The organism is Bradyrhizobium sp. MV1.5, from assembly GCF_055807615.1.
The window spans coordinates 47,329-59,021 of sequence record NZ_JBVVPL010000039.1; the positions used below are offsets into that span (position 1 = coordinate 47,329).

13 protein-coding genes are annotated in these 11,693 nt (G+C 63.2%); 6 read left to right on the forward strand and 7 right to left on the reverse strand.

Annotated elements, in window-relative coordinates; translation table 11 throughout:
• Positions 1–334 precede the first annotated feature (334 nt).
• Together AC0L2J_RS28055 and AC0L2J_RS28060 are read left to right on the forward strand one after the other, a co-directional pair.
• Entirely contained in the window at positions 335–1,609 is a 1,275-nt protein-coding gene (locus AC0L2J_RS28055) for an allantoate amidohydrolase (RefSeq protein ID WP_473395159.1), read from the forward strand.
• Positions 1,610–1,703: 94 nt separating this feature from the next.
• Positions 1,704–3,077, forward strand: coding sequence for a hypothetical protein (locus AC0L2J_RS28060; RefSeq protein WP_473395160.1), 1,374 nt, complete (start codon positions 1,704–1,706; stop codon positions 3,075–3,077).
• Positions 3,078–3,087: 10 nt separating this feature from the next.
• Here AC0L2J_RS28060 and AC0L2J_RS28065 read toward each other — a convergent pair whose 3' ends face one another.
• A complete protein-coding gene (locus AC0L2J_RS28065; protein WP_473395161.1) occupies positions 3,088–4,407 on the reverse strand; it encodes a dicarboxylate/amino acid:cation symporter in 1,320 nt (439 codons plus the stop codon).
• Positions 4,408–4,621: 214 nt separating this feature from the next.
• On the reverse strand, positions 4,622–4,843 hold the full coding sequence (locus AC0L2J_RS28070; protein WP_473395162.1) for a hypothetical protein: 222 nt from the start codon (positions 4,841–4,843) through the stop codon (positions 4,622–4,624).
• Between the two features lie 344 nt (positions 4,844–5,187).
• On the opposite strand from AC0L2J_RS28070, the gene AC0L2J_RS28075 reads away from it, so the two are divergent.
• The gene (locus tag AC0L2J_RS28075) at positions 5,188–5,370 is read left to right on the forward strand and encodes a hypothetical protein (protein WP_007612823.1); all 183 of its coding nucleotides are present in this window, start codon (positions 5,188–5,190) and stop codon (positions 5,368–5,370) included.
• 19 nt (positions 5,371–5,389) lie between these two features.
• Here AC0L2J_RS28075 and AC0L2J_RS28080 read toward each other — a convergent pair whose 3' ends face one another.
• The 3 genes from AC0L2J_RS28080 to AC0L2J_RS28090 all read right to left on the reverse strand — a co-directional run bounded on the left by AC0L2J_RS28080 (position 5,390) and on the right by AC0L2J_RS28090 (position 8,067).
• Complete coding sequence (locus AC0L2J_RS28080) at positions 5,390–6,766, reverse strand: vWA domain-containing protein (RefSeq protein WP_473395163.1); 1,377 nt, start codon at positions 6,764–6,766, stop codon at positions 5,390–5,392.
• Between the two features lie 5 nt (positions 6,767–6,771).
• Positions 6,772–7,719 (reverse strand): AAA family ATPase, encoded by a 948-nt coding sequence (locus AC0L2J_RS28085; RefSeq protein ID WP_473395164.1) that lies wholly within the window; start codon positions 7,717–7,719, stop codon positions 6,772–6,774.
• Between the two features lie 147 nt (positions 7,720–7,866).
• Entirely contained in the window at positions 7,867–8,067 is a 201-nt protein-coding gene (locus tag AC0L2J_RS28090) for a hypothetical protein (protein ID WP_473395165.1), read from the reverse strand.
• A gap of 223 nt (positions 8,068–8,290) precedes the next feature.
• Between AC0L2J_RS28090 and AC0L2J_RS28095 the strand changes: the two genes are divergently transcribed.
• A complete protein-coding gene (locus AC0L2J_RS28095; protein WP_473395166.1) occupies positions 8,291–9,265 on the forward strand; it encodes a quinone oxidoreductase family protein in 975 nt (324 codons plus the stop codon).
• Positions 9,266–9,295: 30 nt separating this feature from the next.
• Here AC0L2J_RS28095 and AC0L2J_RS28100 read toward each other — a convergent pair whose 3' ends face one another.
• A complete protein-coding gene (locus AC0L2J_RS28100; protein WP_063995497.1) occupies positions 9,296–9,571 on the reverse strand; it encodes a hypothetical protein in 276 nt (91 codons plus the stop codon).
• A 96-nt stretch (positions 9,572–9,667) separates the two neighbouring features.
• Positions 9,668–10,276, reverse strand: a complete 609-nt coding sequence (locus AC0L2J_RS28105; RefSeq protein ID WP_007612810.1) for a S24 family peptidase — start codon at positions 10,274–10,276, stop codon at positions 9,668–9,670.
• 165 nt (positions 10,277–10,441) lie between these two features.
• On the opposite strand from AC0L2J_RS28105, the gene AC0L2J_RS28110 reads away from it, so the two are divergent.
• Together AC0L2J_RS28110 and AC0L2J_RS28115 are read left to right on the forward strand one after the other, a co-directional pair.
• Positions 10,442–10,969 carry a GcrA family cell cycle regulator gene (locus tag AC0L2J_RS28110; RefSeq protein ID WP_007612808.1) on the forward strand — a complete coding sequence of 176 codons (528 nt, stop codon included), beginning with the start codon at positions 10,442–10,444 and terminating at the stop codon, positions 10,967–10,969.
• Between the two features lie 46 nt (positions 10,970–11,015).
• The gene (locus AC0L2J_RS28115; protein ID WP_007612804.1) at positions 11,016–11,591 is read left to right on the forward strand and encodes a hypothetical protein; all 576 of its coding nucleotides are present in this window, start codon (positions 11,016–11,018) and stop codon (positions 11,589–11,591) included.
• The last annotated feature ends 102 nt before the right edge of the window (positions 11,592–11,693 follow it).

Here is an 11,693-nt window from a genome sequence, read left to right on the forward strand (position 1 = left end):
TGTCGCAAGCTTCGTGCCAGAGACTACCGAGACAGAACTTCCAATTAAGCTATTGAAGGTAAATCGCTATTTTCGGCGATCTGAGCTTGATCAGGAAAGTGGCAGATGAAAATATAGGCAGTATTTTATGATTGTATGCAATGGAGTTAAGCAGTCTTAACCGGCTTGGACGTGTGCATGACGAGGGCCGGGCGGTCTGCCGGCGACCGCATTCATGCTAACCACGCGCTGATTGGAACGACGTCGGCAGCGTGATTTCGCTGGCACCGAACTTGAATCGATTGCCGCCAGGACCGCCGTCGCCGCGGTCCCAAGAGATGGAAAGCCCGCCGAGATGGCTGCTGGTACCGCCGTTCAGAATGGTTCGCTCGGCGAAGAGATCGTGCGAGGGATCAACGACCTCGCGGCGATCTCGGAAGAAGGCGACAAGCTCACCCGCATCTATCTGACCGGCGAGCTGCGCAAGGCCGCGGACCTCATCCTGAGCTGGATGCGCGATGCCGGCATGAGTGCGCGTCTCGACGCGATCGGCAATGTCTGCGGGCGCTACGAAGGCGAGCTGCCGGGCGCGCCGTGCCTGATGCTCGGCTCGCACTACGACACCGTGCGCGATGCCGGCAAATGGGACGGGCCGTTGGGCGTGATCACGGCGATCGCCTGCGTCGCCGATCTCAACCGCCGCGGCAAGCGCCTGCCGTTCGCGATCGAAATCGTAGGTTTTGCGGATGAAGAAGGGGTGCGCTTTGCCTCGACCCTGCTCGGCAGCCGCGCGGTGGCCGGCACTTTTGACGAAAGCGTCCTGAACACACGCGACAGCGATGGCGTCGCCATGCGCGATGCGCTGGTGCAGTTCGGGCTCGACCCCGATCATATCGGCGCGGCCGCGCGGGCCCGGCGCGAGTTGCTTGGCTATCTCGAGCTGCACATCGAGCAGGGGCCGGTGCTGGAAGCCCAAAACCTGCCCGTCGGCGTGGTCACCGCGATCGCGGGCGCGACACGGCTTGCCGCGCGGCTGACCGGCATGGCGGGCCACGCGGGCACGGTGCCGATGTCGCTCCGGCGCGATGCGTTGGCGGGCGCGGCCGAATCCATCGGCGCGATCGAGCAGTTCTGCCGGACCGACGAGGGTGGGCTGGTCGGCACCGTCGGCTACATCCAGGCGAGGCCCGGCGCAACCAACGTCATTCCGGGCGAGGTGTCGTTCACCATCGATATGCGGGCGCCGACCGACATGCACCGGAAGCGCGCGGTCGCCGATGTCGTGAGGCAGATCGAAGCCATCGCAAGGCGCCGTCAACTGTCGCTTCAGCTCGACGTCACCCACGAGAACCGCACCGCGCCCTGCGCGCCCTGGCTCCAGGAGCAGATCGCCCAGGCGATCAAAGCGGAAGGTTTCTCCGTGTTCGAGCTGCCGAGCGGGGCCGGGCATGACGGCATGGCCATGATCGACATTGCCGACGTCGGCATGATCTTCGTTCGCTGCCGCGGCGGCATCAGCCATCACCCCGACGAGCATGTCGAGCTAGCCGATGCCCATGCCGGCGCGCGGGTGTTGCTGCGGGTGATCGAGAATTTTCGGCCGCGGGAGGACCGCACCGGCGCGGGCTGAGTGTCGGGAGTTCACGTCATCGGAGCGAGACGCGAATCAGCCATGTTTGGAATGGTGACCGGCCAGTGCCGGGATCACCGCAGACCAGGCGAACATGAACAGCGATATTTCCTTGCCGTCACATCGTGAGAACCGATTTTATCAAGGCGCGGCTGCGACCTTTGTCGCCAACGCGCTTCAGGCGGTGAATTTTCTCGGTGATCGATTCCTGAGGCAGTCACATCATCCGTTCACGGCCATCGAGGACCTCTACCGGCACTCGATGGACAGCGCCTTTTCGATGACCGAGGCATTCCTCGTCACGGGGGCGCCGCACGCTTCCGCCTATTACCCTCGCGACTTCGCCTGGTTCTATCCCGACGTCCTCGACCCCGAAACCATCATGGGTCCGCAGGATGCGGTGCGGCGGGCTCGTCTGCTCGAAAAGAGCGTCCGCCTGTTGCTGGAAGCGGTTCGCGCCGACGTCGTCACGACGACCATCGTCTCGGCGGGTCGCGCCCGGTACCTCGGCGTGAACTATTTCTCGCGCCCCTCGGATACGCTGCTCGGCATTCTGGCCGGCCTCCAGCAGATGATCTCTGCTGAGCAAAGAGCGTCATCCTATTTGGCGATGTCGCAATGCGCGCATGCCGGCCGCCTGCTCCTGGCCGAATATGGTGGTGATCTGAAGCGCGCGATCCTCCAGCTCGCAAGCGAGCTCGAACCTTTCAATGATGATGGCTCCACGTATTTGCTGTGCGATGCCAGTGCTCCGCGCTCCGCGGCAACCGACACGCGCGCCGAGCGCAGGCGTTTCGTCACCAATGCCTGCGTCTACACGACGTTCGTGTGGGGCGTGCAGCTCGGAATCGTCGACGAGAACGAGCTGAAGCGGCGGCTCGGACGCGATCTGGCGCAGTACAAGAGGGACCTGCTCCGCCTGTTCGGCAAGGGCGGCTATATCAGGCATTCCCTGGACGGCCCCGCGGGCTCGCCGGTATTCTCGGTCGCGTTAGATTTCGTCAACGTGCATCGCGGCTTCTGGGATCTGAACGAGGCAAGCGAGCGCGCACTGTTCGCGGCCACGGCGGATCTGATCATTGCGGAGCCGCGCTTTCGCATCCCCACCACGTTCCACTTCCTGGTGTCGGCGGATAATCCGCGCAATAAGATGATCCACAAGATCGCGGCTCCCGCCTACCAGGGACGTTCCTCCTGGCCGACGTTCAACGTCGAGTTCGCGGATCGCATGCTGGACTATGACGAATTCTCGGGGAGCGATACCTACCGCGCCTGCGCGCAAGGAATATTGAAGGACATCCGCACCGCGACCGAAGTCCACGGCGGCTATCAGGAACTGATCTCGGAGCAGGGCCTGAAATATCGTACCTGGGCCTACAAGGGCGCCGTGGCCCACTCCTGGTTTCCGCGTTTCCTGTCCGTCTGGAGGAGGGCATATGGAACGCCGCTCCTCCAGTGGAATAACTGAACGGCGGTCGTTACCCCGCCGTCACGTCCACAAGCTCACCACCGTCGAGGACCTTGGCCGCCTTGGCGCGGTCGAGGTCGCCTTCCCAGGCGGCCACCACCACGGTCGCAACGCAATTGCCGGTGAGGTTGCCGACCGCGCGAGCCATGCCGATGAACCAGTCAACCGACAAAACCAGCACGAGGCCGATCGCAGGGATGCTCGGCACCGCGTTCAGCGTCGCCGCCAAAATCACGATCGCAGAGCCCGGCACACCATGCGCGCCTTTCGACGTGATCAGGGAGACGCCGAGCACGAGCAGGAGGTCGCCGAAGGAAAGCGGCGTGTTGGTCGCCTGCGCGATGAAGACGACCGCAAGCGTCAGGTAGATCGAGAACGCGTCGAGATTGAAGGAATAACCGGTCGGAATGACGAGGCCGACGACGGAATCCTTCACGCCCATCCGCTCCAGCTTCTTCATGATCTGCGGCAGCACGGCGTCGGACGAGGCGGTCGCGAGCACGATCGTCAACTCCTCGCGCAGGTAGGCGAGGAATTTGAGAATGTTGATGCCGGCAAGCGCCATGACGCCGCCGAGCACGCCCAGCACGAAGATGCCGACCGAGACGTAGAACAGCGCCACCAGTGAGACGAGCTGCTTGAGCGAGCCGACGCCGTATTTGCCGACGGTGTAGGCGACTGCGCCGAGCACGCCAAGTGGAGCAATGCGGACGATAAGCCCCATGACGCGGAACAGCACGGTCGAGGCGGCATCGATCATCGACGTGACGAGCTTGCCCTTCTCGCCGCCGACCAGTGCGAGGCCGACGCCGAACAGCACGGCGAAAAACAGCACCTGGAGCACGTCGTTGCGCGACAACGCGTCGAACGAGGTGCTCGGGATCACGTTGAGGAGAAAGGAGCCGATGCCGCCGCCCTGAAGCTTGTGGGCGTTATCGGCATAGCTATTGAGCGCTTTGGCGTCCAGCGTCGAGGGATCGATGTTCATGCCATGGCCGGGGCCGAAAGTGTAGGCCAGGATGAGACCTACCACGAGTGCGACTGTGGTCATCACCTCGAAATAGACCAGCGCTTTGACGCCGACCCGTCCGACCTTCTTGAGGTCGCCCGCGCCGGCAATGCCGTGCACGACGACGCAGAACACGATCGGCGCCACGATCATCGAAATCAGCTTCAGGAAGGCGTCGCTGAGAATCTTGAGGGAGATGGCAAAATCCGGCACGGCCACGCCGAGGATAATACCGAGGATCAGCGCGGCCAGGACCTGGACGAACAGCGATGTGTAGAGCGGTTTTGGCTCGGCGGCCGGGGCCGCGGCAATGGTCGACATGGTGACTCCCCCGTTTTGACGACGTCTCGATCGTCTAAAGGAGCAACTAGCGTGCCAGATTGTCGCGGTGTTCGCTGAGGAGGAGGTCTATTCGGCCTTCTTGCGGTGCGACCGGGCATCCGCGTCGGCACGGGGAAACCGTTCCAGATGCCGACCGTCACGTGGATAGGAGATTTGCGGTCCTGCTGTCACGTTCCGCACGCGGGTGGCCGCGTCACGCCGCGAGATCCAGCAGCCGACACGATCCGCGTACCAGCACCTTGCGTCCATTCGGCGTCATGACCGGCACGCCGTCGCGGACGACGACAAGATCAAGCTTGACGAGGCCCTCGATGAGATAAGGCTTCGAAAGGCGACCGTTCGACACCGGGTTGCGAAGCGCCTTCAGAACCTCCCATTGGTCCGGCGCAAGATCGAAGTCGCTGTCGTTGCTCATGTTGCCTCAAGCCACATTGCCGTTCGTGCGCCTCTGTTAGAGGCGCTGCATGAAGACCGTGCGACGACAATGAGTCGGGAATCCGGTGAGGCGTTTAGAACTTCTCTTCACAAATTGCTGCACGCCATTGCGCCACAAGAGTTAAGACCGCCCGATCACGAGGACCATCCGGAGCCTCGATCACATATTGATGATGTGGGCTTGATGTTGGTCCGCCGCACTGCATGGGAAGCGCTGCTGTCCCATTCTGCGTCGCAATATGCACAGAAATCATGAGACGAAGGGTTCGGGATTCTGTTACGCTGATTCGCGGGGAATGGCTTCACACGGCAGGAGTGGAGTGCATGAACAGGCTGGTCGAAATTCGCAGTCAGGAATCCTTGTGCCGGGAGCGCGCCGCGCTTGATTTCGAGCGCCGGGTTTTCTGGCTTGCGCAAGCTCAGGAATGGGAGCAGCGCGCGCTCGACGAGATCGCCTATCATTTCCGGGAGTGCAATGTGGCTCAGACGGAGCTGGTGCGAAACTGACGTCGGCTGTGGGTAAGGCCTACTGATAAGTGGCCACAATATCTGACACCGCGCGCTCGAGCTGCTGCGCGGTGGCGCACTGGCGCACCACGCTGCAGAAGGTCGCATAGCGCGGCATCTCGGAATCGCCAAAGCCCCAGGCGAGACGTCCCTCGGGATTGAGCCACACCAGTCGCTTCGAGCGCTCGGAGATGCGGCGCAGGATGTCGGCGCGCGGATCGAGATTGTTGCTGCGGGCATCGCCTAGCACGATCACCGTGGTCTGTGGCGTCAGCGCGCTCATGAACTCCTTCTCGAAATCGGCCAGCGACGAGCCGTAGTCGGAGGAGCCGAAGCCGACCTTGGACATGATCTCGGCCATCGCTTCTTCCGGCGATTTCTTCTCGAGGATGTCGCTGACTTCGATCAGATGCGAGGAGAAGGCGAAGGAATGGACGTCGTCGACGACCTCGTGCAGCGAGTGGATCAGGAGCAGGAAGAAATCCGAGACCTGTGCGACCGACCCCGAGACGTCGCAGAGTGCTACGATCTTCGGCCGGTCGCGATGCTTGCGCTTCCAGGCCGTGAGAAAGGGGATGCCGCCCCAGGCGGCATTGCGGCGCAGCGTGCGGCGGACGTCGAGATGACCGCGCCGTTGGCGCTTGCGTGGTTTCGAATAGCGCTCGCGCAGGCGCCGTGCGATCTGGCGGATGAGAGCGCGCATCTCCGCGACATGGCGCCGCTCGATGCGGGCAAGCGGCGCGTTGCGCAAAATCTCATTGCGGAGGTTCTCGGCCTCCTCGCGGGCATAGAGCGCAAGCCCCTGCGCGACGGTGTCGCGAACGGCTTCGCGCAAGCCATCGAGCGCGGCGCGCAGCCGCTCGGCCAGTGCCGGATTGGTCGCGGTCAGCTCGTCGAGATCGTCGCGTAGCCGCTGGAGCCCCATGGCGTCGAGGATGCGGCTGGAGAAGATGCCGCGTTGGGTGGAGTAGCGGATGTCGGACAGGGAGGCCGCCCCTGAGGCGCTGGCGATCGCGGCGGTGATCGCGTTGCGATCCTGAGACAGCAGCATCTGCGCGAGGGGACCCAATTCTGCGGGAGGCGAACCGCCGCTCGCATCGCTGGCCTCGCCAGACGACGGAGATTGATCCGCGTTCTCCGAAACATCGTTGCCGTCGGCTTCAGGCTGTTCCTGCCGCGGCTCCGGCTGGCTGAAGAACAGATCGAAACAGTCACCGAGCGCGAGCTTTTCGTCCTGCGACTTGGCGAGCGTCAGAAGGAGCGCATCGCGCAGGATGGTTCGGTCGGAAACGCCGACCTGTGCGACCGCGCGCATCGCATCGATGCTTTCGGCAGGCGAGACATGGACGCCGGCGCCCCGTGCCGCACGGAAGAAACGATGGATATTCTCGCGCATCGGCGTCAACCGAAGACGTTGGATCGTGCTGCCTTGGCAATGAAGGTCGTAATCTGAGGCTGAGCCGCCTCGATGTCGGCCTCGTATTTCAGGAGCACGTTGAGCGTGTCCTTGACGATCTCGGTGTCGAGCTCCGAGGCCTGCAAGAGCACCAGCACGCGGGCCCAGTCGATGGTCTCGCTGACCGAAGGCAGCTTTTTCAGGTCCAGCGAGCGGATTTCGTGGATGAAGCCGACCATCTGCCGCCGCAGCGTCTGCGAAATACCGGGGACGCGGCTCTCGACGATGCGCTCCTCGAGCCGTTGCTCGGGGAAGCCGATGTGCAGATGCAGGCAGCGCCGCTTCAGGGCGTCGCCGAGATCGCGCTCGCTGTTGGAGGTGAGGATCACCGTTGGCGGCGTGATCGCGGAGACGGTGCCGAGTTCGGGGATCGTGACCTGGAAGTCGGAGAGAATTTCCAGCAGCAGCGATTCGAACTCCGCATCCGACTTGTCGATCTCGTCGATCAGGAGCACGCAGCCGCCCGGCTGCTCCAGCGCTTGCAGCAGCGGGCGCGGCTCGACGAACTCCTTGGAGAAGAACACGTCACCGAAATCGTGGAGCTGATTAAGTGCAGCGTGCAAAGTCTGCGCGCCGCCGAGGACTTCGCCAAGCTTGTCCTTGAGGATCTGCGTGTAGAGAAGCTGCTTGGCGTATTTCCATTCATAGAGCGCCTTGGCCTCGTCGAGGCCTTCATAGCATTGCAGGCGGATCATCTTCAGGCCGCGCCAGGCCGCGATCGCCTTGGCAAGCTCGGTCTTGCCGACGCCCGCCGGGCCTTCGACCAGGATCGGCTTCTCGATCTGTTGCGACAAATAGACGGCGGTCGCGATCTGCCGGCTCGCGATGTAGCCTTGCTCGGCGAGGCCGCTCTCCACTGCCTCGATCGCTGTCGAGGGCTTCTGTTCAGCCACGAAAAGGCGCTCCCAAAGGTCTTGATTGAGGCTTGTTCTGCCTGCGTTCATGGCAAAGAACAAGCCTCGTTTGGGAGAGGCCAGACCCGCGCGAATGGGCGTTTTTTCCGCTCAACGCAAATAGTCGGGCGGCTACCGGCCGCGCGATCAGTGCCGCAGCAACTCCGGCTTGCGGATCGTCTGTCTGACCTCGGCGCTGCAATCGGCGCATTCGTAGACGAAGTCGATCTTGGCAAGACTCCAATGCGGTTCGACCTCGCGCACATACATTGGAAGGAACCCCATGCATGCAGGGCAAATCACAGGCGCGATTTCGATATCCTGATGATGCTGTACATAAGCTGGCATCTCGGCTCTCCTTCGCAGACGACCTCCAAACCCGCGCGAAGGCTACTGCCGGCCGGCGCAAGGCCGACATCAACTCTTTCGAACAGAGGCGGAACGGCGGAGGTTTGTCGTTCGCTGTGACATTCTTGTTACGTCTCTGTACTGTGACGGGCGGACCAAATACCTATTTCAAAGCCCGATCCGATATTCGGACTTTGACCTCAACGATAAGGGAGCAACGCCCATGACGCATGCCATTCGCTTTCACAGGACTGGTGGTCCGGAAGTGCTGGTCTGGGAGGAGGTCAGTGTCGGCAAGCCCGGGCCGGGCGAGGCGCGAATCCGCCATACCGCCGTCGGTCTCAACTTCGTCGACATCTACAACCGTTCGGGCCTTTACCCGGCGCAACTGCCGAGCGGGCTTGGTAGCGAGGCTGCTGGCGTCGTCGAGGAGGTCGGGCCCGGTGTCACCGATCTGAAGCCGGGCGATCGCGTCGCCTACGGCGCCTCGCCGCTCGGCGCCTATTCCGAGGCGCGGCTGATCCCGGCCGACCGACTGCTGAAGCTGCCGGACGGTGTCGACGACAAGACCGCGGCGGCGATGATGCTGAAGGGGCTCACCACGCAATATCTGATCCGGCAGACCTATCGCGTGAAGGCCGGCGACACCATCCTGCTGCATGCGGCCGCCGGTGGCGTCGGCCTGATTCTCTGCCAGTGGGCCAAGCATCTCGGCGCGACCGTGATCGGCACGGTCAGCAACGACGAGAAGGCCAAGCTCGCAAAGGCGCATGGCTGCGACCATGTCATCATCTATAGCCGCGAGGATTTCGTGAAGCGCGTGGACGAGATCACAGGCGGCAAGAAGGTGCCGGTGGTTTATGACTCCGTCGGCAAGGACACGTTTCTGAAGTCGCTCGACTGCCTCGCGCCGCTGGGCGTCGCCGCGCTGTTCGGTGCGTCCTCCGGCGCCGTCGAGCCGCTCAACCTTGGTCTGCTAGCGCAGAAGGGCTCGCTCTACGTCACCCGGCCGACGCTGTTCACCTACGCCGCCAAGCGTGAGAGCCTGGTCGCGATGGCAGGCGAGCTGTTCGACGTCGTCAAGTCCGGCGCGGTCAAGATCGAGGTGCACCAGACCTATCCACTGAAGGACGCCGCCAAGGCGCATGCCGATCTCGCCGCGCGCAAGACCACGGGATCGACCGTCCTCACGGTGTGATCTCCGACCGGGCTGCCGCTTGGGCCTGCGTCACGTCCGCTCGTGCTTACGCAGATCGCGGGCGTGATCGAGGCGGAGAGCCTGTAGGTCGACTTCTTCGGGGCGGATCTCCGGGAGGGCCGCCTCGGCGAGGATCGCCTCGGTCACGTCTTCGACCGAATTCTCCACGATTTCCTGGATGAACGAGATATTCCGATATTCACCTGAGGCGACGCGGGAAATGACCTCGCGCCTGGTGATTTCAGGGTCGACGACTGCCTCGCGGCCGCGGCGCCCATAGTCGATCATCACGACGAAATACTGCATGAAACGATCCTGCCGTGCCCACGGTCGGGCACGGCAGAGTATTTCCGAAAAACGGAATCAAGTCAAGGTGAATTTCGTAAAAACGGAAATTGTAGCCTACTTGCTCCTCTTGCGAGGGCGCGCCGACTTGGCGCGCAGCCGCTCCAGCTGCCCCTTGGGCATCGACAGGCAGATCTCGCCGACCCACTCCAGTTTCACGCCGACGATCTGCTTGGCATTGAAGCTGCTGAGATTGACGACGGAGGGGGATTTGCCCCGCTCGATGGTCTTCAGATAGCGCTCGCCGGTCTTGAGCCGGACCACGGCCTCCTCGCCGTAGAAGCTCGACAGCGGATGGCGCTGGTCCTTGTAGACTACGATTACGTCGCCGCTCTCGTATTTGGGCAGCATCGAATCGCCCACGATCTCGAATGCGATGGTCTCCTCCATGATCGGAAAGGGCAGCGCGATGTCGCCAAGGCCTTCGGGGGGAACCTGCTCATAATCCGGCTCGATCACGGCACCGGCCCCGACCCGGCCCATGATCGGCGCGAGATTGAGCTCGAGATATTCCATGATCGGAATGATTTCCGAAGCCTTCACCAGGCGTTCGCCGCCTAGGATCTCCGAAACTGCGCCGGGGCGTACGCCCATGGCAGCCGCCAGGCCGCCCTTGCTCTTGCCCGTCTTTTCCAGGCCCCGTTCGATCATCGCAGCGTCCAACATGGTGATTCCCTCGACTGTCCATCGTTCCGCCTCTTGTAATCCGAAATTCGGAATTGATGCAATTATGAATATCAGAATTATCGCTTGACTTCGACTTCGGAATACCGGAATGTAGGCCCGCCCCCCGATCGTGCGATCGGAGGAGGCGCATCACAGGACAGCAGCATGGAACCGGGCCATTGGCCGTCGGAGCACTCCGACGCGCTTCGCGACTATCTTCTCAAGGGAATGTCTTATACGGAGATCGGAAGACAGATTAATGCAAGGTTTGGAACGGCTTACACGCGCAATGCGGTGGTCGGCCGCGCCAAGCGGCTCGGGCTGATCGTGCAGGTGCGGACGACGAGCCCGTCGATCGTGCCGGTGCTGCCGTCTGGAGCCTGTCTTATCCTCCCGCACCGTCCCGCGTTACTGAACCTGCCTCCGAAATCCGCGATGAAGCCTGCCGCGCAGATCAAATTGCGCTGCGTCGGCGTCCAGCCGCGCCTGGTCCCGCTGGTCGAACTCGCTGGCGAGGACTGTCGCTATCCCTATGGCGGCGACAAGGACGGGGAGGAGATTACCTTCTGCGGCCATCCAAGTGAGCCGGGCTCGAGCTATTGCACGCCGCATGCGCGCCTGACGCGCCGCGCCGGAGCTGGCTCCGCGCGCGTCGCCGGCCCGGTCGTGCTGAGGCTGGTCTCCGCCGCCTGATCCGACGACCGCCCGTCCAATCGTCAATTTCGCAAGGAGTACCCGAGTGGCACGTGTCCGACGCAACAGATCCTACAAATTGGCGAATGTCTACGACCGACGCTCACGTGAGATACCGTTCAATGCGGAGGTGGCGGAAGTCGAGGTGGACAATCCGCTGGCGCTCGACCCCGGCGAGAAGATCATGGCCGTGCGATCCATCCGCAGCGATCCGCTCGGCCGGCTGCATGCGCACCATCAGATCGACGAGGCGCAGTATCGCGGGGGGCGCGCCTTCCAGGACGATTGGGAGAAGGCCGAGCGAGGCCTTCAGGCAATCGACCCGACTCGCGAATATGTCGATGGCGCGCGCACGCGCGAGCCGGTCACCGAGAGCCAACGCGAGGCGGTGCTGCGGCTGAACCGGGTCGAGCGCGAACTCGGCACCGACGGCGCCGCGCTAGTGCACGACGTGTTGGTGCTGGGCCTGACCATGGACGAGATCGGCCAGCGTCGCGCCGTCCGTACGCAGCGCTGGACCGACTATTTTGCCCGACGTTTTCGGGAATGCCTGGATCGGCTGGCGCTGATCTATGGCTTTGCGACGGAAAAGGGGACACGGCGTGCAGGGCAACGCCGATGACAACGGCGCGGGCCCCCCCCCCCCGGGGGGGGGGGCCCCCGGGGGGGGGGGGGGGGGGGGGGGGGGGGGGGGGGGGGGGGGGGGGGGGGGGGGGGGGTGTGT

What these genes read in the sequence shown, in the direction of transcription:
- AC0L2J_RS28055 (WP_473395159.1), top strand. Translation starts at nt 335, where the DNA reads ATGGCTGCTGGTACCGCCGTTCAGAATGGTTCGCTCGGCGAAGAGATC.
- AC0L2J_RS28060 (WP_473395160.1), top strand. Translation starts at nt 1,704, where the DNA reads ATGAACAGCGATATTTCCTTGCCGTCACATCGTGAGAACCGATTTTAT.
- AC0L2J_RS28065 (WP_473395161.1), bottom strand. Translation starts at nt 4,407, where the DNA reads ATGTCGACCATTGCCGCGGCCCCGGCCGCCGAGCCAAAACCGCTCTAC.
- AC0L2J_RS28070 (WP_473395162.1), bottom strand. Translation starts at nt 4,843, where the DNA reads ATGAGCAACGACAGCGACTTCGATCTTGCGCCGGACCAATGGGAGGTT.
- AC0L2J_RS28075 (WP_007612823.1), top strand. Translation starts at nt 5,188, where the DNA reads ATGAACAGGCTGGTCGAAATTCGCAGTCAGGAATCCTTGTGCCGGGAG.
- AC0L2J_RS28080 (WP_473395163.1), bottom strand. Translation starts at nt 6,766, where the DNA reads ATGCGCGAGAATATCCATCGTTTCTTCCGTGCGGCACGGGGCGCCGGC.
- AC0L2J_RS28090 (WP_473395165.1), bottom strand. Translation starts at nt 8,067, where the DNA reads ATGCCAGCTTATGTACAGCATCATCAGGATATCGAAATCGCGCCTGTG.
- AC0L2J_RS28095 (WP_473395166.1), top strand. Translation starts at nt 8,291, where the DNA reads ATGACGCATGCCATTCGCTTTCACAGGACTGGTGGTCCGGAAGTGCTG.
- AC0L2J_RS28100 (WP_063995497.1), bottom strand. Translation starts at nt 9,571, where the DNA reads ATGCAGTATTTCGTCGTGATGATCGACTATGGGCGCCGCGGCCGCGAG.
- AC0L2J_RS28105 (WP_007612810.1), bottom strand. Translation starts at nt 10,276, where the DNA reads ATGTTGGACGCTGCGATGATCGAACGGGGCCTGGAAAAGACGGGCAAG.
- AC0L2J_RS28110 (WP_007612808.1), top strand. Translation starts at nt 10,442, where the DNA reads ATGGAACCGGGCCATTGGCCGTCGGAGCACTCCGACGCGCTTCGCGAC.